The organism is Nocardiopsis sp. JB363 (genome assembly GCF_900143625.1).
Lineage (GTDB): Bacteria > Actinomycetota > Actinomycetes > Streptosporangiales > Streptosporangiaceae > Nocardiopsis.
In genome coordinates, this window is the sequence record NZ_FRFF01000053.1 from 1 (window position 1) to 22,030 (window position 22,030).

Annotated in this window: 16 protein-coding genes; 3 read left to right on the top strand and 13 right to left on the bottom strand. The window is 68.3% G+C overall.

Annotated elements, in window-relative coordinates; genetic code table 11:
* Positions 1-279 precede the first annotated feature (279 nt).
* Together BQ8420_RS08405 and BQ8420_RS08410 are read right to left on the bottom strand one after the other, a co-directional pair.
* Positions 280-2,397 carry an acyltransferase family protein gene (locus tag BQ8420_RS08405; RefSeq protein ID WP_087097267.1) on the bottom strand — a complete coding sequence of 706 codons (2,118 nt, stop codon included), beginning with the start codon at positions 2,395-2,397 and terminating at the stop codon, positions 280-282.
* Positions 2,398-2,472: 75 nt separating this feature from the next.
* Positions 2,473-3,075 carry a suppressor of fused domain protein gene (locus BQ8420_RS08410; RefSeq protein ID WP_087097268.1) on the bottom strand — a complete coding sequence of 201 codons (603 nt, stop codon included), beginning with the start codon at positions 3,073-3,075 and terminating at the stop codon, positions 2,473-2,475.
* Positions 3,076-3,292: 217 nt separating this feature from the next.
* Between BQ8420_RS08410 and BQ8420_RS08415 the strand changes: the two genes are divergently transcribed.
* The 3 genes from BQ8420_RS08415 (at position 3,293) to BQ8420_RS08425 (ending at position 7,026) form a co-directional block, all read left to right on the top strand.
* Positions 3,293-4,291, top strand: a complete 999-nt coding sequence (locus tag BQ8420_RS08415; RefSeq protein ID WP_087097269.1) for a hypothetical protein — start codon at positions 3,293-3,295, stop codon at positions 4,289-4,291.
* A gap of 434 nt (positions 4,292-4,725) precedes the next feature.
* On the top strand, positions 4,726-6,603 hold the full coding sequence (locus BQ8420_RS08420) for a BTAD domain-containing putative transcriptional regulator (RefSeq protein WP_087097270.1): 1,878 nt from the start codon (positions 4,726-4,728) through the stop codon (positions 6,601-6,603).
* A gap of 15 nt (positions 6,604-6,618) precedes the next feature.
* Entirely contained in the window at positions 6,619-7,026 is a 408-nt protein-coding gene (locus BQ8420_RS08425; protein WP_087097271.1) for a DUF1707 domain-containing protein, read from the top strand.
* A 10-nt stretch (positions 7,027-7,036) separates the two neighbouring features.
* On the opposite strand, the gene BQ8420_RS08430 is transcribed toward BQ8420_RS08425, so the two are convergent.
* From BQ8420_RS08430 to BQ8420_RS08480, 11 genes are all read right to left on the bottom strand, one after another.
* The gene (locus BQ8420_RS08430; protein ID WP_087097272.1) at positions 7,037-8,935 is read right to left on the bottom strand and encodes a TOMM precursor leader peptide-binding protein; all 1,899 of its coding nucleotides are present in this window, start codon (positions 8,933-8,935) and stop codon (positions 7,037-7,039) included.
* Between the two features lie 84 nt (positions 8,936-9,019).
* Entirely contained in the window at positions 9,020-9,199 is a 180-nt protein-coding gene (locus BQ8420_RS08435) for a thiazolylpeptide-type bacteriocin (RefSeq protein WP_087097273.1), read from the bottom strand.
* 66 nt (positions 9,200-9,265) lie between these two features.
* Entirely contained in the window at positions 9,266-9,451 is a 186-nt protein-coding gene (locus tag BQ8420_RS08440) for a lantibiotic protein (protein ID WP_087097274.1), read from the bottom strand.
* Positions 9,452-9,562: 111 nt separating this feature from the next.
* The gene (locus tag BQ8420_RS08445) at positions 9,563-10,315 is read right to left on the bottom strand and encodes an ABC transporter permease (RefSeq protein ID WP_087097275.1); all 753 of its coding nucleotides are present in this window, start codon (positions 10,313-10,315) and stop codon (positions 9,563-9,565) included.
* Positions 10,312-11,235, bottom strand: coding sequence for an ABC transporter ATP-binding protein (locus tag BQ8420_RS08450; RefSeq protein ID WP_087097276.1), 924 nt, complete (start codon positions 11,233-11,235; stop codon positions 10,312-10,314). The genes BQ8420_RS08445 and BQ8420_RS08450 overlap by 4 nt, the downstream gene beginning before the upstream one ends.
* Complete coding sequence (locus BQ8420_RS08455; RefSeq protein WP_087097277.1) at positions 11,232-12,464, bottom strand: hypothetical protein; 1,233 nt, start codon at positions 12,462-12,464, stop codon at positions 11,232-11,234. The genes BQ8420_RS08450 and BQ8420_RS08455 overlap by 4 nt, the downstream gene beginning before the upstream one ends.
* Positions 12,461-13,537: a lantibiotic dehydratase C-terminal domain-containing protein gene (locus BQ8420_RS08460; protein WP_087097343.1), complete on the bottom strand. Its 1,077-nt coding sequence runs from the start codon at positions 13,535-13,537 to the stop codon at positions 12,461-12,463. The genes BQ8420_RS08455 and BQ8420_RS08460 overlap by 4 nt, the downstream gene beginning before the upstream one ends.
* Before the next feature lie 3 nt (positions 13,538-13,540).
* Positions 13,541-16,315, bottom strand: coding sequence for a lantibiotic dehydratase (locus tag BQ8420_RS08465; RefSeq protein ID WP_087097278.1), 2,775 nt, complete (start codon positions 16,313-16,315; stop codon positions 13,541-13,543).
* 22 nt (positions 16,316-16,337) lie between these two features.
* Positions 16,338-17,891 carry a SagB family peptide dehydrogenase gene (locus BQ8420_RS08470; protein WP_087097279.1) on the bottom strand — a complete coding sequence of 518 codons (1,554 nt, stop codon included), beginning with the start codon at positions 17,889-17,891 and terminating at the stop codon, positions 16,338-16,340.
* Between the two features lie 20 nt (positions 17,892-17,911).
* On the bottom strand, positions 17,912-19,858 hold the full coding sequence (locus tag BQ8420_RS08475) for a TOMM precursor leader peptide-binding protein (protein WP_087097280.1): 1,947 nt from the start codon (positions 19,856-19,858) through the stop codon (positions 17,912-17,914).
* Positions 19,855-22,029, bottom strand: a complete 2,175-nt coding sequence (locus BQ8420_RS08480) for a TOMM precursor leader peptide-binding protein (RefSeq protein WP_087097281.1) — start codon at positions 22,027-22,029, stop codon at positions 19,855-19,857. The genes BQ8420_RS08475 and BQ8420_RS08480 overlap by 4 nt, the downstream gene beginning before the upstream one ends.
* Position 22,030 lies beyond the last annotated feature (1 nt).

Below are 22,030 nucleotides of genomic sequence, written 5' to 3' on the forward strand. Positions count from 1 at the left end.
TCGCCTTGACGCGTGCGGTGCGGGCGGCAACAATCACGCGGCGGGGAAGGAGGGAAATCCACCGCAACCCCGCCCAACAACCCCAAGGAACCCGACCTCAGGCGCCCCACCAACACACCCATAGAACGCCCGAGAACCTCAATCAACCCCCACCCCATGCGCACCACACACCCGTGAGACGCCCGGCTACCAGTAGGGCTCCGGCTTGAGACGTTCCACCTGAGGCCGAGACCTCCCACCCGAAGCGCACCATGCACCAACCTCACCTACACACCAACCTCACCCACGCGCCCGCACACCCACACACCCACGCACCCACGCCCCCGCTCGCCACTCAGTAGCGACGAGGAGACGCAACCCCAATTCGGCGGCCATAGTGCGCATGTAGGTGGCGGTGATGTGGCCCGCGTCCCAATAGACCAGCACGTTGCCGACGACCGGGTTGCACAGGTCGGGTTCGCAGATGAGGTCGGTGAGGTCGAGGGTGACGACGTTGTCCGGGAGCTCGACGTCGCTGAACGGCGACTCCTCGGCCACCGAGTCACTGAGGGGCGCCGCGCATTCCTCGGGGGAGGCACCGGCCAGGCATTCGGGGGCGTCGAAGCCCAGGCGTGGGGTGTCACGGATCGCGACGACCTCGATGCCCAAGTCCTCCAGCTCGCGCCAGCGCTCGACGTAGCCCTCCACCAGGACCTCTTCGCCGAACCCGGCGGTGGTGTCCAGGCTGGTGGTGGTGCCGGTGGTGAACACCGCGTCCGGCCGCGATTCGGCGAGCTCGGCCATCACTTCGCGATTCCACTCGGCGCACTCGGTGTACGGCTCGCCCTTGTAGAGCTGGGGCGTGTCGGTGAACAGGCAGGCTCCCTTGACGATGTTGACGAGCCGCCAGTTCCGCTCCTGCGCGATGACTTCGAGGGCGGGAAACCAGTGCGCGGCGTGGGAGCCGCCGACGAGGGCGATGGTGCGGTCGGCGTCCTCGGGCTCGGCACCGTACTCACAGACGAGTGCCTCGGTCCCGGCGATGGTCTGGTTGCAGCCGTCCTCGTAGGTGACGGGGGTGTCCTGGGTGGCGGAGGCGGGTGCGGGGTGGACGGGGTCGGGGTACTCGCCGTGCTCGGCGCCGAGCGCGGCGGCGCCCGGATAGCGCTGGGGGTCGGCGAGGAGCTCCTCCATGCGGCGCTGTTCGGCGTCCATGTGCGTCGTCCACACGGTCGTCGTCAAGAGGAGTGGCAGGAGGCAGGCTAGGGCGAGGGCCGGGCCACGGACCTGCGAGGCGCGGACCTGCGAGACACGGACCTGCGAGGCGCGGGCGTACGTGGCGACGCGGTCGGCCAGAGGGGTGGTCGCGGCGGCCAGGGCCACGGACGCCGCGAGGACCGCCGCGCCGCCGAGAGGGCTCGCCAGGGTGCGGCCGGTGAACTCCAGGTAGAACGCCAGGACCGGCCAGTGCCACAGGTACAGGGCGTAGGAGATCGAGCCGAAGTAGCGCACCGGTCGTGGGGTGAGCAGCCGGTCCGCTCCCCAGCGTGAACCGGTGGTCCCGGCGACGACGATGGCGGCCGCCGCGAGGGTCGGCCACAGCGCCGCGTAGCCGGGGAAGACGGTGGACACCTGGAGCAGGACGCCGCAGAGGACGAGGGCGGCCAGGCCGGCCCAGCCGAGGAGGATTCGGAGGGTCTTCGGCGGCTTCAGGTACGGCAGGAGCAGCGCGAGCAGGCCGCCCAGGGCGAGTTCCCACAGCCGGGCACCGGTGTCGAAGTAGGCCCACGTCTGGTCGGCTCGGGTGATGTACACCGAGTACGCCAGGGAGACCGTGAACACGGTGCCCAGGGCGACAAAGAGGCTCCGTCGCGGGGCCGTTCCTCGCCGGGTCGCCCACCAGACGGCCAGGCCGATCACCGGCGGCCACAGGAGGTAGAACTGTCCCTGGATCGACAGCGACCAGAAGTGTTGGAAGGGGCTGGTGCCGTCGTCGCGGGCCAGGTAGTCGACCGACCCGAGCGCCAGGTGCCAGTTCTCGTGGTAGAGCGCCGAGGCGACGCCTTCGGCGACCGTGTCGCGCCACCGTGTCTCCGGGAGAAGGAACCGGGTGGCGACCAGGGTCACCGCGATCACCAGGACGGCGGTGGGGACCAGCCGGGTGGCCAGACGCGCGAGGAAGGCCCCGTAGCGGATCCGGTCGCGTCCGGCCGCCCGCACCAGGGAACCGGTGATGAGGAAGCCGGTGATCAGCAGGAAGACGTCCACGCCGCCGGAGACCCGGCCGAACCAGATGTGGTAGGCGGCGACGAGGAGGACGGCGATCGCGCGGAGCCCGTCGATCTCCGGCCGGTGGCCTTCGGTGGGCACGGGAGAACGCACGGACGACCTTCGGACAGGGGACGGGGAGGTCGCCATGATCGCCCGCCCGGGTGACGGGCGGGCGTACGCGGGTCGACCTCCCGGTCTCGCCCGGAAGAACCCCGTCGAAGGTCAGAGGCGGATGGTCTCGCGGTTCGGGTCGGTGAGCATCTTCGGGTCGCGGTCGCGCAGCAGGGCGATGATCGGCGCGACGGTGTCGGCTTCCTGGGCGTACTCCGCTTCCTCCGCCTTGAGCCCCACGACCTGGAAGAACAGCACCAGACCGTTGTCGGTGTCCAGGATCCTCATGTCGGCGTCGGGCACGATCGCGAGCGAGGTCATGTCGCCGTTGGACTCCTCGCCGCCGAGCGGGGAGCGGGTGATGATCCAGTGGCCGACGTCCAGCTGCGCTCCGGCGACGTACTGCTCGGCCAGGGCGTGCAGGACACGGAGGGCCCACGCGGGTACGGTCTCGTCGCCGCCCTCGCGCGGGATGCGGCAGGAGAACTCGAACCCGGCGCCGGAGACCCGCTTCTCCTCGCTGGTCTTCTCCCCCAGCTCGGTGAGACCGAAGGTCACCAGCAGCCAGTGCCCTTCCATCGGGTAGGCGAGCACGCCGTCGATCCCCAGGTCGGACCCGCCCCCGGGGAACTGGACCGTCAGCGGACGCACGTCCGGGTAGTGCTGCGCCCACCCTTCGTAGATCTGGGTGAGTCCGGGCAGCATCTCCAGCATCGTGCGTTCTCCAGGGTCCGGGGTCGGTGCACTTCAGAGGATAGGAGTCTCCCGGAGGCAGACCGACCGCTCAGAAGGGACGCGGCGAGGGGTCTTGTCCGAACGCCGGAACCGATGTAACTTTCCTGCGAAATAGACAATCAAATAGAAACTTACTGACAGTGACCCGTCGGTAGCCAACCGCTCCCCTCATCCCCGCTCCAGAGGTGGACTCCCTATGAACTCCCCCTTGTTCAGACGTGCCCTGAGCGGCCTGGCCGCAGTGGCGCTCCTCGCGCTCACGCCCCAGGTCGCCATGGCCGACACCGAATTCGTTCCCACACCCGCGGACACCCCCGCCGAACGCGAAGCCGCCGACCGGCAGGCTTTGGAAGACAAGCTCGACGCCGTGTCCGTCCCTTCCGGCCCGCTGACCTTCGGCGCCGAGCCCCTGGCCGCGGCCCAGAGCGCCGCCGAGAGCGCGGCGGCCGGTGCGTCCTGCGCCATCTCCACCCAAGAGGCCACCGCGTTGGCGTTGGCGCCGGTCTGGCCCGAGGTCTCCGGCGGTTCCTCGTCGCCGCCCTCACCGATGACCCTCTCCCGATACGACAACCAGTCCGGCCTGTACGACCCGGCCGGGCGTGACGGCCTGTTCTTCAACCCGGGTGTGGGCCTGTGGCAGATGGACTCGGCCGGGCTGGGCACCGACAACACCGCCGGTGAGGCCATCGACTCGGTGTGGGTGTCCGACTTCGTGGTGCCCTACATCGTGGACAAGTACTGCGGCGCCATCAACGGCGGGTCGGCCGCGCCGGCCGCGCGGGCGACGGCGTGGTCCGACTGGAACGCCTGTTCCGCCGGAGACTGCGACACCGTCTACTGGCGCGCGTACAACGACGGGATCGGCGCGGAGCCGACGGTGGACCGGTACGGCGGCGGCGAGGCGCGGACCTGCTCCTATGAGGGCTCTTCGTACGACTGCCTGTTCGTGAACGTGGCCAACGCGCAGGGCGCGGATTGGTGGGCGAACCCGGGCAGCGGGCAATCCCCGGTCCCGCACCCGTTCTACGTGCTCAGGGCCGGCGACAACGAGGTCCGGGTGTGGTTGGCGCAGGACTCGGGGCACGGGGTGGACGTGACGGTCACCCGCCCGTTCGGCGGCAACGCCCGCGACGCCCTTTCGTGGACCGACGGCCGGGGCCTGTGCGACACGACCGAGGGCCGAGGCGCCTGCTGACGGACCTTCGGGGGCGGGGCGACTCAGCCGCTCCGCCCCCGAGTCGTACCCAAAGGAAAGCGAAAGCGAAAGCGAATACCTTCACACTCAAAATCACACACCGTCACAGAAAAGGCACCCAGGACTATTTCCAAAGGAGATCCACCTCGATCCCATGACGAGCGCCCCATCCGGAGATACAAGGTTAAAAATGGGCAGAGTGGATAAGATCCCCGGTGCCCCACCAGCGCGATCGATCCTTTCCACAGCCCACGAGGGGCACACGGAAAGTAACCGAAACTTACAATAAACTGAACACCCGAAAAAATCTGTATTCGACAGGCGCGAGCCTGGCGATGGTTTCCTCTTGATGCCATCCACACAACAAATTTCTGTGCGCACGGGAAGCGAAGACAGGAATCCCCCACACTCACAAGGCACGGTGCCACCTCAGAATGAAGTACAGATTCGAGATACTCGGTCCCGCCACCATCGTCTCGGACGGCGAGGACACCGTTCTTCCCTCTACCAAGCCGAGTGCGATCCTCGTCAGCCTCCTCCTCAAGTGCAATTCCTTCGTGTCCCTGGAGTACTTGAAGTACGCACTGTGGGGTGAGCATCCTCCGCCCAACGCCGACGTGACCCTGCCGACGTACATCCTCCGGCTACGGCGACTGCTCCGTAAGTACGATGACGAGGCCGATCCGATCGACACCATGTCGCGTGGGTACCGCGTCAGCTTCCCTCCCAACAGCGACGCCCTCGACCTCCTGATGTTCCGGCGCCTCCTCGACAAGGCCGCCCACCACCGTTCCTCCGGGGCGTTGGAGAACGAACGCTCGGCCCTTCAACGGGCGGAGAAGCTGTGGAAGGGCCCCGCGCTGTCCAACATTCCGTCGGACATGCTGCACCGGGAGGAGACCCCCAGGCTGAACGACCAGTGGTTCGACGTGTTGGAGCGCCGTTTCAGCATCGACCTCTCATTGGGAGACGTCGATGGTCTGGCCCCCCAGATCCGTCAGGCCATCACGCACCGACCCGAACGTGAGCGCTACTGGGAGCAGCTCATCGAGACGCTCCATCGGATCGGTCGAACCACTGAGGCCCTGAACGAGTACCGCAAGGTCCACACCTACCTGGCGGACGAACTCGGGATCGAGCCCCGCGCGAGCCTGCAGCGCCTCCACATGGAGGTGCTCGGACAAGCCGAGTTCGAACCGGAGCGGAACGGTCTCGTCCGCGGGGCTCGACTCGCCCCTCCCGCCATCGGCCCCGGCAAGGAACCTCCGTACGGACCGAAGGCCTACCGGGCGACACCTCACCTGCCGTTGTCCCAGGACTTCCTCGGCAGGGGCGAGATCACCGAGGCCTTGGTGGACGGGATCAAGGACTCCGACACTCCGATCGTGGTCGTCTCCGGCCCGCCCACGGCGGGGAAGTCGGAGATCGCGTTCCAGGCCGCGAAGCAGTGCAAGGACGAATTCGCCGGGGGCGTCCACGTCGTACACCTCCTCCGCCCCGACGGCGCTCCCCGGTGCGGGGAGGAGGTCCTGCACGATCTCCTCCTCCAGGCCGGGGTGGAACCGCCCGTCCGAACCGATGCGGGGGACCAGGAGGCACGACTCCTGCGTTCTTGGCGGTCCACCCTGGTGGACCGGCCGTGCCTCGTCGTCGTCGACGGTGCCAGAAACTCCGTCGAATGCCTCCCCTACCTCCCCCGCTCCCCCGAATCGCGCGTGATCGTCACGAGTCGCAACGCCCTTCCCCGACTGCTCGCCTTCCACGGGGCCCGCTCGCACGTCGTCCCCCCACTGAGTCGGCACCATTCGGTACAGCTGCTCACCCGGATCATCGGGGAGGACGCGGAGGGGGAGTCGCACGAGGTCCTGCAACGGATCTGTGACGTCTGCGGCGGCCTGCCCGGAGCGCTTCGTCTGGCCGGTGCGAAGTACCTGTCCACTCCGCACCTGTCCCTGTCGCAGTTCGCCACCCTGTTGGAGTCCTCTCCCCTCGACCAGCTCTCGGCCGCGTCGGAGTCGGAGTTCTCCCTGCGTGAGCAGCTGTACCGGTGCTACGAGGACGTGAGCGAGTCGGCTCGGCGGATCTTCCTGGAACTGGCGTCGACGAACCCCCCGGGCCGGCCGGTGGCGGAACTGTTCGCGGATTTCTCGGGGACACCGCACGAATTCGACCGGGCGTTGGGGGAGCTGTACAACGCCTCCCTGATATACCACTGCGGGAACGGGCGCCTCGGAGTGCTCCGCCTGTTGAAGGGTATAGCCGCCCATACTGTGGACAGACTCACCGAAGTATCGGTGACCAATGGAAAATGAAAAGGGGGATGATACGTGCCAAAGAACATTCCGGACCAGCGGCAGCGTGCCTCGGACCAGGACCGGGAGGAGACCGCGGTCTCTCTGCGCACCGCCTTCGCGGAAGGACGACTGGACCAGGAGGAACATGAGAGGAGAGTCGGCGCCGCCTTCAGCGCCAAGACTCACGGGGAGCTGCGAACCCTGATCGACGATCTTCCCGCCCCCGTGGAACGGACAGGGGAAGTCCCCGTTTCGGCCCAGGAGAAATCCGGCATCAATCCGATCGCCATCTGGGGGATATTCGCCGCGGTCACGTTCGTCATCTGGGGCGTCCCCGCGCTGGTCATGGGCTACCCTCTGGGGCTGCTCGGCTGGGCGGCGTTCTGTGGTTTCTGGGGGATCCCCGCTTTCGTCGTGACGGCGACACGTCGCCGGAAATAGTGTCCACGGATCAGGGGAAGGGGTGCGGAACGGGGTTGGGCGCCCCGGCCCGTCCCCGCCTCACCTCGCGCTCCAGGAGATCGTGGAATCGCGGCATCGTCAGGACCCGCTGCTTGCCCCATCCGAAGTCGATGGGGGCCAGACCGGGGGCGATCACACAGACGTTGGAGAGACCGACGGATTCCTGTTCCGGCGACGTCTGGTCGACGGCGATCACGTCGAAACCCGCCTTCTCCATCACCGACACGCAGAATCGCAGGTCCTCCAGCAGGTCCATGGTGCGCGGACGCTCTACCTCCCACTCGCGGTACAGGTCCTCGATGGGCTCGGGACGAGCGTTCGCGAGCAGGAAGTCCGCCGCGGGAGCCATCTCGGGGAGCGCGAACAACAAGGGGTGGTCCTTGAGTTCCCGCACCAGGCGGTGGTCGTCCGCCATCGCCCGCAGTTCCCCAGCGCGTTTGTCGGCGCGCATGGCCAGTGAGGGGATGTAGGTCGCGATCTCCGACAGGGCGGAGTGGACGGCGCCTTCGGGGTCCATGGCCGATCCTGCGGCGAAGCAGAGGTTTCCCAGCCCACCGTCCCGTCGGACACCCACCGCGTTGACCACCGGGAACGGCAGGTCGATCCTGTTGTCGAAGAGTCGGACGTCGTATCCGTGCAGGCGGATGCGGTCCACCATGTGACGTGTCCGTGGTGAACGCAGCGAGTCGACGTCGATCTCCCGCAGCGGCACGGCCCCGTACCAACCGAGTACGAAGGCGTCCCTCTCCATCAGTTCGAGGAGGGCGTGCAGGATCGCTTCCTCCGGGACACCGCCGACCGCGCAACCGTTGGAGCACTCGTCCACGAACGCTCCGGGGGAACCGTCCCGGACGTAGTAGACGAGCTGCTCGGGGACCAGGATCGGACGGTCGTCACGGAGGGACCTGCCCCAGACCCAGGTCATCTCCCGGTCGGGGTCGAAGGGGATCAAACGATCGGATCCGGCGTAGAGGGCGTCTTCGTAGGTCCCGCACTCTCGCGGGTCCAGCACGTGCGTCCCCTGCTCGGTGAACTCTCGGTAGCTCCCGACCACCAGTTCCCGGTGCCGTCTCTGCTGGGTACCCGCGTGCCGTTCGAGGCCTTCGAAGGCCGCGGAGAAGCGACTCTTCCGGTAGGAGTCGGTCTGCCCCGACCAACCCACCTCAAGGAGTCGCCCTCCGGCGGAGACCCGCATGTTCCCGGTCGCGGGCGCCATCGTCGGGGAGGTGAGGTCGAGGTGTACGCCGTCTCCCAGGACCCCGCACACGGGGTTGGCGAAGACGGCGGTGTCCGTGTCGTGGTCCTCCGCGGAACGGAGTCGAAAGCCGTCGGGATCCGGCTTGCGGCGCGGGACCAGGGGGGCGAGCCCGTACTCGGCCGTGGCCGGCACGGGACGCGCGCAACGCGGACATCCGGAGTCGGCGAGCAGGGGGAAGGACCGCACGGCGAGGGAGGCCAGGGAGAGTTCGACCACCTCGGCGCTCCGGGGGTTTCCGACGGTGGGCCGTTCCCCGCCGATCACCTTCGTGTACAGGTGGTGGACGGCGTCGATCATGAAGTCGGTGAGGTAGGGCGCGGAGAAACCTCCGAAGAAGCTTCCTCCGGATTCCAGGACCTCCCGCTCCGCGGGAGGCCGGATCCTCTGCCAACGGGAGGCGAGACAGTTCACGCAAGGTCCGTGCTCTCCGGCGCCCACCGGACCGATCAGGGCGGAACGGGGGGTGAGGAAGATCCCGGGGCCGTCGCTCCCGATGCCCGCCTCCGTCGCGTCGACCATTCCGAGCAGACGGACCCTCGGACGCAGGGCCTCGGGACGCCCCTCCGCGGACCAATACCGGTTCAGTCCGTCCTGAAGCAGTGTCCCGCTCTCGTGCGCGGCCGATCCCATGTGTGCACCTACTCCTCGTGTGGCCGGTGTCCCGCGTCGGCCGACGCGGGGCGCCGGCCGACCGAAGGCATCCGAGAACGGTCCCTAGGCGCAGCTGCTCGCCGTGCTGGTGCAGCTGGTGCAGCTGCTGCAGGTGCTGGTGCTGCTGGTGGAGGTGGTGCCCGAGAGCATCTCTTCGGGGGAGTCCGCGAAGTCGAGGACCTCGAAGGTCTCCGACTCCAGCTGCTCCAGCTCGTGACGCAGGGAGGTGAACGTGTTGTTCATGGTCGCTCTTCTCTTCATTCTCTGTGGGGGGTCGAAAAGGGGTGGATCATGGACTGCTTTTCCGGGTCAGCCGCCCGCGCAGCTGGTGCTGGAGCAGCTGCTGCTGGAGCAGCTGGAGCAGCAACTCGTGGTGGACGTGGTGCTGCCCAACATCTCCTCGCGGGCCTCCACCAGGTCGAGGACCTCGAAGGTCTCCGACTCCAGGAGTTCGAGTTCTCCCTGGAGGTTGGACAACGCGGTGGTTCTGCTCATAGAGCGCTTCTCCTCTGCTCGTCGTCCGTGGCGGAGTCACGGACCCACTGACGAGCATGGCGATCGGTGCTTGCACTCTCCTGGCAGCGGTATTGCCTCGTCATCGGGCGCTCACTTCTCCCCCTTGCTGAAGAAGAAACCCGCGAGACCCGCCGTCACCACCGTGAACAACAGGAGCGCGGCGCAAGGGCCGAGGAGCGCCTCCGGCCCCTCCCCGCGGACCAGGAGCGCCAGCATTCCGTCGTTCATGTGTCTCAAGGGGCTGGCCAGCGACAGCGTGTCCATCCAGGAAGGCGCGAAGTCCAGGGGGAAGAAGGTCCCGGAGAGGAAGCCGAGCGGAAGTACCACCAGGTTGCAGGCCGCGGAGGCCGCCTGCTCGGTGCGGAAGACCGCACCGATGAGGATGCCCAGGGAGAAGAAGGAGAGCACGCCGAGGAGGAAGAGCGGTGTGGCCATCCACCAGCCGCTCTCCAGGCGCAGTCCGAAGAACGGCAGGAACGCCACGGCGAGGAAGAGGGCCGCCTGGATGACGGCCACGACCACCGTCACCGCGAACCGCGACATCAGGATGGATTGCGGGTTCACGGGAGCCAACTGGAGACGCCGGAGCAGGCCGTTCTGCCGCCAGTTGACCAGGGTCAGCGCGGAGGCGAAGACCGCGGACATGGCGATACCGAAGGAGAGGATGCCCGGCGCGATGTACTGAATCGGCTCCAGGGTGCCCTGTCCGCCCTCCATGTCCCTGAAGAGGACGCCGAACAGCACCAGGAAGAAGAGGGGCAGGACGAACGCGAAGAAGAGGGACGCGCGGTCCCTGACGAAGCCCTTGGTGACGGCCAAGGAGATCTGCTGGAAGGCGATCATGACCGGTACTCCCTTCCGGTGAGTTCGAGGAAGACGTCTTCCAATGAGGCGGCACGGATTTGGAGGGATCCGGCGATCCCCCTCTCGGTGAGGGCCCGCATGAGGGGCCCCGGGTCAGCGGCGCTGAAACGCACTCGGCCGTCCTCCTCCGTCACCTCCTCGACACCGGGGAGCCCCCGGACGTCGTCGGGACCGATCACGCTCACGGGCAGTTCCATGCTCGTCGGCCGTCCCAGGGCGCTGACGAGTTCGGACGGTGTGTCCATCGCGATCACACGACCGCCGTCGAGGATCGCGATCCTGTCGCACAGGCGCTCGGCTTCCTCGATGTAGTGGGTGGTGTAGACGATCGTCTTGCCTTGTTCCTTGATCCCGCGCAGGACGTCCCACAGGTTGCGCCGCGCTTGGGGATCCAGGGAGGCCGTCGGTTCGTCCAGGAACAGGACCTCGGGGTCGTGCACCAGGGCGCAGGCGATCGACAGCCTCTGTCGCTGGCCACCGGAGAGCTTGTCCTCCCGGACCCCCGCGTGATCGGTGAGCCCGACGAGGGCGAGCAGCTCGTCGGTCCGGCCCACCCCGGCCCCGTAGAGGGCTCCGAAGGTGGACAGTTGCTCACGTGCCGTCAGACGTTCGAAGAAGGCCGAGGACTGGAGCTGCACGCCGATCCTCGTCAGCAGCGCGGTGTTCCTCGGCCAGGGGGACGACCCCAGGAGCGACACCGAACCACTGTCGGACCGACGCAGGCCCTCGATCATCTCCAGCGTCGTGGTCTTGCCCGCGCCGTTGGGGCCGAGAAGTCCGAAGAACTCCCCCTCGTGGACGGTGAACGACACGTCGTCCACGACCTTCTTGCCCCCGTAGGCCTTGGAAAGCCCTTGTACGGCCACGGCGACCGCTGCGTCGCCGGTCTCTTCCATCATGTTCTCTCCTTGTTCGCGATCCGATTCCGCCGTCGTACCGCGACGATTCGGTAGACGACGGTGACCAGCACGGCCGTGACGATGAGGATCAGTGCCGCCGCCACCGCCCCATAGAGGTGCTCCAACAGCGCGAACCACCACCACAGCACCAGCGACGCCAGTGCCGTGTAGAAGATCGCCGCGAGCACGGCGTAGGCGGTGTAGACGTTTCGGGCCCATCGGGGCGGCCGGGGCGCCGGGGTCCCGCGACTCAGGAAGTCCCTCAGCGAAGCGGCCACGTGGGCGGCGGAATCCCGTGCGAGGTTCTCCGTGCCCAGGGCGTGGTTCAACATCGCGTAGCCGTCCAGGCGCAGGAACGGTACGAAGTTGGCCAGTGCCGCGGCGGTCCCGAAGAGCAACAGCATCGAAGTGAGCGTGTGCGCGGCGCCGCCCTCGGGAGCCGCCAGCCAGAAGGGCACCACCAGTGGCAGTGTGAGGAGGCTGACGAAGACCCCCGCGAAGGCGATGTGGACCCGATGCCTACCGGGCAGGAGTTGGATCTCCTCGACCGAGCAGTAGGGGGCGATGAGCGGGAACCGCCATTGGATCCCGATCTCTCCCACCCTGGCCCCGAAGTGCTTCGCGGTGAGGCCGTGTCCCACCTCGTGCAGGGCGACGACACCCCACAGGATCAGCAGCGCGACGACGCCCGTCCACGGACGTTCCCACACCCCGGCGGCGGCCCCCACCAGCGACGGCAGGTTCCACACGATCACCACCAGGGTGGCGGTGACCAGGACCATCGCGGTGAGGGTGAACCCCGGCGAGAACACCGGGGACACCCGTTCGGCCAGCCTCCCCAACCGCTCGTCGGGACGGAAGAGGGGCAGCCGAACCCGCAACAGCGAGGCCGGCTCCCGAGTGATGGCGGACGGGGTCCGCTCGTCGGGGGCCATGCCCTCCAGGAAACGCCGCCCGGCCAGCGTCCCCATGATGCCGCCCCACGCCCGGTCATCGAGTACGCGACCGAACTCGGCCCTGTACTCGGAGGAGATGTCGGCGATGCTGTGATCGCCGTCCAGCCGGGAGATGATGAAGTGTTCACGCTCGCCCACCGTCATCAACCGCCCCGACAGCGGGTCCTTGATGACGTGCGCGTATCCGGCCCCTCGCAGCAGGGCGGGCCCCACCACGAGGTCGTCGCGGATGCGCGGGCGCGCGGCGGCGGCGTCCGTCTCGGAGAAGCTCACGGTGTCGACTCCGCGGTGCTCTCCCGGTCCGCGACCACCCGTTCGAGCAGGTAGGACAGGTAGGCCTCGTCGACGATGGTCGCGCCCAGTCGGTTGTTGGTCATGTGCATATAGGGCGAAAGCAGGATGCGCAGCGCCACGTCGGGGTCGGTCACCGGCTCGAAGCGCTCGTCCGTGCGCGAGTGGCGGAGCCGTTCGGGGTCCCACGTGGGGAAGAGCAGGTCGCCCTTCTTCGCGAGGTCGACGACGCGTGCGCGCAGTTCCCGGCAGTGCTCCGCCCACGCCCGGGCGAAGGAACTCAGCCGGGCGGAGTCGTCTCCGCTCACCGCGGCCTCGATGTCGAAGAAGCGCTGGGACAGCCGCTCCGACATGTGGCCGAAGTTCTCCTCGTATTTGTCGACGCTCGCCAGGTCGGTGATCTTGAAGGCGTGCTGCCAGAACTCGTGGTAGCCGCGGTAGAAGGACCGCAGGTCCGTGTGGTCGGGCAGGAACGCGGTCCCCATGACCATCATCAACTGGGAGGAGATACCGAGCAGGACCGTGCGCAAGTGTGTGTTCGCCTGGTCCAGGATGCTCAACACCAGGTCGCTCGAATGCTCGAAGTGCCACTCGGCGAGCTCGATGCCCCGCGGCCCCCCGTACTTGGCGTACTCCGGCTCGTAGGGAAGGTAGGCGTAGGAGTTGTTCTCTCGGAGCGGCATGGGGCCGTCGCTGCCGTAGCGTTCGACCCGCTCCTCCTCGGAGTACTCCAGCCGGAACATGTCCTCGTACATTTCGAGCAGGAACTCGGAGTCGTAGTCGTAGAGCGCCGGCCGTCGTTTCAGGTAGGCCGTGATGGCCTCCTCCACGGTGCGACGCACCTCCTCGGCCAGCTCGGGCCTGCGGGGTTTGACGCGGAACCGTACGTGCTGCCCTTCCAGCCAGTAGTTGATGAAGAAGAAGCGTTCCAGGAGGTCGCGCTCACGAAGGTCGTGGATCAAGGGGCGGACGCACTCCGTCAGAACGGGACGGGAGTCCGCCGCGTAGAAGATGTGGATGGCCATCCAGTCGGCGCCACCGTCGGTCGGTCTCATCACTCACGCCTCGCCTTCTCGTCGGTCGGACCCGGCCCTGGGGGTCCTGGTGATCTCCACCGTCTGCTCGGTGACGTACGCGCCGTCCTCCCCTTGGAGCCACAGCTCGTCGGGGGCGGGAAGCATCTCCGTCATCACCACGCGCCGCTCCGCCCTGGTCGCCATGTGGTCCAGCGACTGCAACGAGAAGTAGTTGTCGAAGTCCACGTACTGGGGTTTGGTCGGATGGGTCGCCCCGGCCTCCTCCGCGCCGTCCTTCCGGTCGCCCAGCAGCGTGTCGACGGCGGCGAACACTCTCCGGGGAAGCCCGTTCTCCCGGCGCCAGCGCTGCCAGGACAGGAACCAGTCGGCCTCGTCCTGGCCCTTCTCCCTGCGAGGCAGGTGCGAGGGCGTCATCTTCCAGGTGTGCCTCGCCAACACGAGGTCGCGGTAGCGCACTCGGGGATGGCCGCCGATCGGCGAGTCCCCCAGCGGTTTGTCGGTGCCCTGCCACAGGTCCAGCGGAGCCATCGCCGTGGGAGAGAACAGCAGCAGTGCCCTCTGCACCTCGGGGAGGGCCAAGGGCATGAGGAAGCCCAGGTAGACCGGGATCACGGTGCGATCGATCCGGGGGCAGTACAGGTGCAGCCCCTTATCGGGACTGTGTCGGATCTGGAGTTCCTCGACCCGGATGCACTCCGCCTCGGGGCGTGAACTGGACTCGCCGGGGCAGACGATCTCGAACTCGGTGACGGCCGGGTGCAGGTTGAGGTTGGTGCTGTCGTACCCGCCCGTCAGTTCGGCGAGGACGGCGTCCTCGGGGCACACCCGCAGCAGGGTCTCGCGGAGTTCGTCGACCAGGGCCGGTTCCCGCGTGTGCTGGAAGCAGTGCAGGAAGCGCGAGTACAGCAGGGTCAGGCCGCTGTAGGAACGGTTGACCACTCCCAGCGCCCGGTCACCCTGCTGGGCGACCTGGAGGAAGAAACTGCGCGAGTCGAGCTGTTGGACCGCCGGGGGCAGCTTCTCGGCCACGGCCGTCATGAAGTCGTCTCCGAGTACGAGCTCTTCCTCGGGGTCGGGAAGCGCCGAGTACGCCTCGCGCATACGGCCGATCAGCTCGACCCGGGCATCGTTGAGGGCGTCGATCTCCGGCATGCGCAGCCAGTTGTCCAGGGGGACGTACTCACCCTGCTCGTCGAAGTCCTTGCGCCGGCCGCCGGCCTGGAGGTACTGGTCGTAGATGTCCAGGTGGAACTCGTGGACGAACTTCAGGACGTCGTCACAGGTCCCGCTCTCGCCGTAGCGGGCGCGGAAGAAGCCCAACAGGATGAGTCGGTGCGGGAGCAGCATGTCGAACAGCGGCAGGATCCCCGTCAGCCCTTGGAGATCGTGCAGGAGTGTGTCGTCCCAGAGTTCCTTGTCCGCGCGGACGTCCAGGTCGGGCAGGGAGACGTCCTCGTAGAGGACCCCCGGGGGAAGCTCCGCCGCTTCCGGGACGAGCGACTTCAACGCCCTGTTCAGGGTGGCGTGGACGGCGTCGCGCAGTTCGCGGCGCTCGGTGGTCCCCGCTTCGGGGTAGGTGTCGGCGAGCGTGGCGGTCCGGTCGAGTTCCGTCACGAGGGTGTCCGACCAGGGACGGTCGAGTACGGCCAGGCCGTCGCGGAAGGTCCGAAGCGGGTCATCGCTGTGGATGTCGATGTCCAGGCTCGGCAGGGTCAGCAGGCTCAGCCTGATCAGGGCCCGCAGGTAGGTCCGTAGTTCCTCGGGCTCTCGTCCCCCGACGTCGGCCAGCCTGTCCTGGAGTTCACCCAGCCTCATACCGGGTTCGTCCGCCAAAAGGGCCATGATCTCGTTGAGCAGCCCGCTGTTGGAGATGAAGAAGAGCTCTTCGCGCAGCGACTCGAAGACGGCGGGGTCCTCGGCGTCACCGCTGAGCTTGGTCCTGCGCACGTAACGGATGCGTTCGCGGTCCAGGCTGTGTCCCGAGGACAGGGCCACGGGCAGGTCGGTGAGGCGTTCCCAGTCCTCGGCGATGGAGGAGGCGATCCTGCCGAGCGCGGCCATGTTCACCCTGACGTGGCTGTGTCCGGCCAGTCCGCGCGGGTCCGCACCCAGCGGTACGCCCGCCAGGGGTTCGAACGTTCCTGTCGCCACTGTGGTCAGGGTGCTGAAGGGGCTGGTCTTGCAGGCCGTACGGAACACGTACTCCAGGAGTGAACGCTCGATCTTGCGCGCACGTTTGGAGAGGGCTCCGGGAGCGGCGTCGAGGTAGGCCGGCAGGTACCGCTCCAACGAGGGGGAGGCGAGCAGGAGCCCGTGGCGGAGCCTGGGGTCGTCCGCGAGCTCTCGCAGATAGGAACGTTGTTCCGCCAGTTCGTTCGAGAGGAGGGTCCTCCCCTCGGCCCGCCGCCGTTCCAGTTCCTCCCGTTCCTCGATCCAGTCGCCGACCGCCCGTCGCACGTCCTCGGGCAGACGCTCCATGACCGGGGTGAGCCGGGCCCGCCCCCGGGGCACCCGAAAGTTGAAGATGTCCCTGCGAAGGGACAGCAGGACCCGGCGTGTCTCGTTGTCGTACTCGGTCACCAGGGGTTCGAGCGTGTCGCTGATCCCCCGGGCACGGTCCTTCAGCCCGGACTCCCGTGCCAGGATCGCGTCCGCCCACTCGGCGGTCGTGTCACAGGCGAGCGGCCGCACCGCCGACCACGGCAGCCCGCCGACCCTGAGCATGAACACGTCCGTACTGATCCAGCCGTCGTCGGGCAGGGGACGTGCCGGCGCCACCGTCGCATTCTCGGTCATCGTGTCTCCACCGTCGGTTGCTTCAGACATTTCGGTACACGAACTCGGGTTGCCCACCGCGTTCATGGCCGATCATGAGGATCAGCAGGGGCCACTCCGTCTCGTCGGTGATCCGCAATTCCTCCCGGTACGAGACGTTGTCGAAACCGAGGGCGGCGCCGCAGCCGACGCCGAGCGCGGCGCACGCCAGGTACACGCTCTGTGTGACCGCGCCGACCTCGGCGTTGACCAGGCGATAGCCCCGGGGACCGACCACTCCGGTCACCGCCGCGGGGCGGGCGACCACCGTGACCACGGCGGCGCACTGCTCAAGGTTGTAGTTGTTCAGGAAGTAGTTGCGCTGGAGGAACTCGGCCACGCTGTGCTCCTGCACGGACCGCAGTTCGCCCTCCCCCATGGCGAAGTCGTAGCTCCCCGCGGGCAGGTCGGCGACATGGTTGGCGAACACCGAGACCCGGGTGAGGCCCGTGTCGTTGAGCAGTGTCGACGCGTCGCCCGCCGCCGTCAGGATCGCCGAGAGGTCCCGCTGGGCCAGCGGCCGCTCCGCGCTGAACCTCCCGAAACCGCTGCGCCGTTCCCGCAGCGTGGTCGTGACGGGAACGTCGAGCGGGGCCGGAGGAGGCAGGCGGCGGGACGTCGCGGCGGGGGCCGGGAGGGCGCGGGCTTTCGCGAGACCGGCCTCGTCGGGTTCCTCCCGGGAGGAACCGAGGATCTCCCGGTGGACATCGAGCACCTGGGAGAACCGGACGACCTCGCGTGAGCGTTCCGACTCGGTGATCTTCACCGTGGGCCGGCCCACGGGCTCCGCCGCGGGTCGCGGGTCGCTCCCCGGCCAGGACAGGGGGACGACGGCGAGCACGCTCTCGTCGCCGGAGTCCAACCCCAAGAGTTCGTTCAAGGCGGGCTCGTCGAACCAGAAACGGGGCTTGAGGGAGAGACCGGCGGCCCGGGCCGCGATGCTCCACGTACCGAGCAACGTACCCACGTCCATGGTGACCGCGTGATAGCAGAAGCTGTTGTACTTGAAGGAGTTCTTCCAGAACTTGACGCTGATCAACAGGTACTGGTCCGTGTCCTGGGCGTCCCGGGGCAGCGCCGCACGCACGTGGGGGGTGACGTCGCCCGCGAGGAGCCTCTGCATGGAGTGGTGCGACGTGCTGTAGTTGTGGATCCCGGGCGGCAGCGGTCCGGAGGGCCCGCTGACCCAGTAGACCTCCAGCGGATAGAGGCCTCCCCCCGAGGCCACCCCCCGCGACCAGGTGGCCGATGGGAACCACGGCATCCCGCGCAGATCGGGGTTGCCGTGCACGGCGAGGCGTCTTCCGGTCAGGCCGTAGGAGTCACGGAGCAGGGAGGAGAGCCGGGGCAGCGTCCACTCCCCTTCGCCCTCGGAGCCGAGGCCCTGGCCCAGGTCCCCCGGCAGGGGGGAGGACGGGGGCAGGGGAAGCCGCACCGCCCCGGGGTAGTACTTGTGCCGGCGGGGCTGGTCGCCCCAGTCGGGTTCGAACCCCCGTGGCTCCATCGGTTCCCTCGCTCGACGCACGATGGCGTCGATGTAGGTGTCCACGGCTGTCATGGCAGGCTCCTCCGGGCGGTTCACGGGAACGGATGGGGGACGGCGGCGGCCAAGACCTCGTCGACCCGGGATCGACTCCAACCGAGATCGTGTGCGACCCGGCCGATCCTCGGCATGAGGAGCGCGCGCTGTCGGTCCCAGCCGAAGTCGATGGGCAAAAGTCCGGGCGTCAGCACACAGAACGTGTGCACACCGCTCCGAAGTTGTTCGGGGGAGGTCTGGTCCACCACCACGCAGTCGACGCCCGACCGGGCGAGTTCGCTCCGGCAGTAGCGCAGGTCGTCGGTGAGATCGTCGTTACGCGGACGGTCCCGGTACCACTTCCGGTAGACCTGATCCGCGGGCACGGTCGGCCCGGGCTCTTCGCCATGGGGTCCCAGGAGGTGATCGGCGTGGGCCCGCATCTCGGGGAGTCCGTACAGCCTCGGATGGTCCGCCAGTTCCCGTACGAGCCTGAAGTCGGCGGCCATGTCGAGCAGCCGTTCCCGGGAGTGCGTGGCGTAGGCCTCGGCGTTGGGAACCTCGAAGGCCACCTCACGTAGCGCCGAGTTCGCCGCCGATTCCGGGTCCAGGCTCGCCCCGGCACCGAAGCAGAGGGTTCCCGGTCCGCCGTCCGCACGCTCGGCGACGACGATCACGACGGGGATCGCGAAGACCGTTCGGGCGTCGAAGAACCGTGCCCGGTACCCGTACAACGCCAGGCGGCGCACCATCCACCGGATGTCCGGGGACCGCCAACTGTCCGCCGCGATCTCGGTCGCCGGGAACCGCCCGTACCAGGTGAGGAGGAACGCGTCCCGTTCGACGCGTTCGAAGAGCCCGTGCAGGATCGCCTCCTCCTCGCTACCGCCGGTGGCGCATCCGTTGGAGCACTCCTGGACGATCTTCCGGTCCTCCCCGAGCCCGTGGTAGTAGACCGAGACCTCGGGGACGAGTACCGGACGCCGTTCGCCCAAGGAACGACCCCAGACCCAGGTCAGCGGCGTGTCCTCGGTGAAGGACCGGTACTCGGGGTTGTGCTCGTAGAAGACGGGGTCGTAGGTGCCCAGCTCACGTGGGTCGAGCGCGTCCGCCGCGAACTCCCGATAGGTGCCCCTGACCGAGGGCCGGTACCTTCTCGGCGCCAGACCCGCCGACCGCTCCAATCCCTCCAGCAGCCCGAAGCGGAGGCTGTCGCGGTAGGTGTCGGCGTGACCGCCCCAGTAGGAGGGGTGCAGGTAACCCGGTCCCCGCACGGACACGTATCCGACCGCCGGAGCCGTGGTGGTGTTCTCCAAACGCAGCACCCCCTTGGCCGAGAGCGCTCCGCACACGGGGTTGACCAGGGCGGTCTCCGACATCCGGTACTCGGACACGGACCGCACCCGCATCGCGTCGGTGGAGCTCTTGGCGCGCGGCCGCAGTTCCGCCACGGTGTGCTCGGGACCATCGGGGAGCCGGGTCGCGCAGGCCGGGCATTGCGAGTCGGGGACCAACGGGTGACGGTCGATCCGCAGGTCCGCCAGGTCCAGGCGGTAGACATACCGGTTACCGCTGTCGTCGGTCTCGTCCAGGAAGGGAGCGGACGTCAACGTCCGAGCGAGGGAGCACACGGTGTCGATCGCGAACCCGGTCAGGTAGGGCGACGGGCTGTGCGCCCGCATCCTGGACCCCTTCTCCAACGTGTCCCGGTACTCGTCCGGGCGCAGCTGCTGCCAACGGCGAGCCAGGCACACGAGGCATCCGGGGGCCAGGGCCGGATCCCGCCGGACCGGTCCGATGAGCACGTATCGGTCGTTCAGGAGAAGGGGGAGCAGGGGGGAATCCGGGTCGAGGCCTTCCCACCAACGCGCGGACGGGTTCCACAGCAGGTCCTGTTCACCCAGCGTGCGCACGGCGATGGCGAGCGACCCCTGCCCTCCCAGGGCCTCCTCCAGCCGGACCCGTGCCTGTTCCAACGGCTCCGCTCCGGCCCTTTCCCCGTTCATGCGTTCCCGTCAGGCTCGGTGAACAACACCTTGGCCGTGTGGACACCGCAGCGCGCCAGGTCCGAGGTGCCGGTCTGGACGGCGACGGCCTTCCGTCCGTCCCCGGCGAGGTCTTCGCGTACCTGGTCGGCCGTGGTGCGGACGTCGTCCGGCCGTTCCGTCGAGGCGTCGGAGCCGGGGTCGGAGTCGAGGACGAGGGAGCGCGGGTCGAAGCCCTCCAGCCACGTGTCGGTCGCCTCCTCCGCCGGAACACCGTTCTCCGTCAGTTGTTCGAGGGCGACCAGGTCGCGCAGCGCGGCGGTCACGGCCTCGGTCGTGGAGACGCCGAAGCCCAGGGCCCAGTCCGCACTGTCCACACGGCGGGCGACGACGGTGGGAACGGAGCCTGTCAGCCGGAGCAGCTCCACCTCCGTTCCCATCGTCGCGGCGACGCCGGTCAGGAACTCCAGCTCGCTTCCGACAGGTGGATCGGACGGGTCGATCCGCGTGACCGGGCGGCCCGAGGCCGCCTCCCGCAGAGCGTCGAAGGCACCCGCGCTGAACAGGGCGGCGTTGATCGCGTATGCGGCCGTGGAGCCCGCTCCCTCACCCGCGACCGTCCGCTCGAAGAGTCCTTCGGAGTTGAACGCGGAGAAGGGGTGGACCGCGGCCAGGGGGACCTCCCGGACCACACCGTCGATCAGGCAATGACCGCGCGCGAGCGGCCCCTCGGCCTTCGATCCGGGCACACCGGTCGCCGTGCCGATCCGGCCCACGTCCGGTCGGCCCGGGTCCCCGGTGACGGTGGCGTTGGTCCTGACGTATCTCAGGGCGGCGGCGCGCATCGTCCGCAGCCGGGCCCGCAGGGTGGTGTGAACGTCCGCGCGCGCGATCCTCGAACCGTTCCCCTCCTGCCCGACGAAGCCGAGCCTGCTCACCTTCAGGGGGGACTGCGTCAGATCCAGGTCCAGGTACTCCTGGATGATGCCCAGGCGTGCGCCGACCAAGGCCTCGGCGGCCTGGTACGCCTCGCTCACGGAATCGTCGTCCTCCGGTTCGGCGTCGAGACCGATCGGCGGGGCGACGGCCGGGGGACCGGCCTCGTGAGGGGCGGGGCAGGACGGGTGCGGCAACACTCTTTCCGAGGCGCTGTCGAGGGTGCGCAGGTCCTGGACCAGGGCCGCTTCGAGCGTTTCGCCCGCCAGGACCCCCGTCGCCCAGCGGAAGGCCTCGAAGGCCAGCGCGTTACCGATCATCGCCGTCTGTGGCTCGTGGATCCGGGTACTCGCGGGCTGTCCACCGTCGACCTGGAAACGGCGCCAGATCCGTGCCGACACCTCGGCGTCCGCCGCTTCGGTGTACCGAAGGAGGAAGCAGTTCCAGCAGGAGTCCGTTCCGTGCGCGTTGAGCGGGCCGACCACCGCGTGCTCGCCGAGCAGTACCGCGGGAAGCAGGGGCGGCGCGTCGGCGTCCGCGCACAGGCGCCACACGTGTGCCAGGGATCGCTCGTCCGCGGTCACGAGGACCAGGTCGTATTCGGACAGATTCGCACCGGTCACCGTGGCCAGGGACAGGTCCGCGTCACGCAGCTCGACCGGACAGCCGTCCCCCTTCAGACGGTCGGCCTCGTCGAGGAGCTCGTCTGTGATCCCGCCGCCATCGGCCATGTCCACGCTCGCCGCACCATTGCGGAGCAGCCCGAGTGCGGCCCAACCGGTGAGCGGACCGTCCCCCGCCACGAGGACGCGCAGATCGCGGAATCGGGCGAACCGCTCGACCGCCCCGTCGACGTAGTGCTCGACGTAGTCGATCTGACGCTGGAACCCGGCCTGGATCTCCGGGGCGAGCGCCCCCTCGGGAGAGAGCCGGGAATCACGGGCGAAACCGCGTTCGAGCAGGGTGCCGACGAGGCTGAGCAGCATCGGTCGCTGCTGTTCCGGGATCGCCTCGGCCAACTCCTCGACGGTGACCTTCCCCGTGAAGTAGGGGGCCAGCGCCGAGAAGAACCGGTACGCCCCTCGTCCCTTGACGACGAAGCTGGCGTCGGCGTGCCGAAGTAGCACCCCCGAACCGGTGTCGGCGAACAGAACGTCGTGCCGAAGGCGGGGTCGACTGCCCCACACCGGGTCTCTTCCCCCGTCCGGGCCGGAAGCGTCCGGCTTCTCCTGGTCCCTGGGCTCTGCCTGCTGCATG

Excerpts from the sequence above, each read along its gene's own strand:
- BQ8420_RS08435 (WP_087097273.1), bottom strand. The coding sequence starts at position 9,199 with ATGAACAACACGTTCACCTCCCTGCGTCACGAGCTGGAGCAGCTGGAG.
- BQ8420_RS08440 (WP_087097274.1), bottom strand. The coding sequence starts at position 9,451 with ATGAGCAGAACCACCGCGTTGTCCAACCTCCAGGGAGAACTCGAACTC.
- BQ8420_RS08480 (WP_087097281.1), bottom strand. The coding sequence starts at position 22,029 with ATGCAGCAGGCAGAGCCCAGGGACCAGGAGAAGCCGGACGCTTCCGGC.
- BQ8420_RS08420 (WP_087097270.1), top strand. The coding sequence starts at position 4,726 with ATGAAGTACAGATTCGAGATACTCGGTCCCGCCACCATCGTCTCGGAC.
- BQ8420_RS08475 (WP_087097280.1), bottom strand. The coding sequence starts at position 19,858 with ATGAACGGGGAAAGGGCCGGAGCGGAGCCGTTGGAACAGGCACGGGTC.
- BQ8420_RS08465 (WP_087097278.1), bottom strand. The coding sequence starts at position 16,315 with ATGACCGAGAATGCGACGGTGGCGCCGGCACGTCCCCTGCCCGACGAC.
- BQ8420_RS08410 (WP_087097268.1), bottom strand. The coding sequence starts at position 3,075 with ATGCTGGAGATGCTGCCCGGACTCACCCAGATCTACGAAGGGTGGGCG.
- BQ8420_RS08460 (WP_087097343.1), bottom strand. The coding sequence starts at position 13,537 with ATGAGACCGACCGACGGTGGCGCCGACTGGATGGCCATCCACATCTTC.
- BQ8420_RS08450 (WP_087097276.1), bottom strand. The coding sequence starts at position 11,235 with ATGATGGAAGAGACCGGCGACGCAGCGGTCGCCGTGGCCGTACAAGGG.
- BQ8420_RS08445 (WP_087097275.1), bottom strand. The coding sequence starts at position 10,315 with ATGATCGCCTTCCAGCAGATCTCCTTGGCCGTCACCAAGGGCTTCGTC.
- BQ8420_RS08405 (WP_087097267.1), bottom strand. The coding sequence starts at position 2,397 with ATGGCGACCTCCCCGTCCCCTGTCCGAAGGTCGTCCGTGCGTTCTCCC.
- BQ8420_RS08430 (WP_087097272.1), bottom strand. The coding sequence starts at position 8,935 with ATGGGATCGGCCGCGCACGAGAGCGGGACACTGCTTCAGGACGGACTG.
- BQ8420_RS08470 (WP_087097279.1), bottom strand. The coding sequence starts at position 17,891 with ATGACAGCCGTGGACACCTACATCGACGCCATCGTGCGTCGAGCGAGG.
- BQ8420_RS08415 (WP_087097269.1), top strand. The coding sequence starts at position 3,293 with ATGAACTCCCCCTTGTTCAGACGTGCCCTGAGCGGCCTGGCCGCAGTG.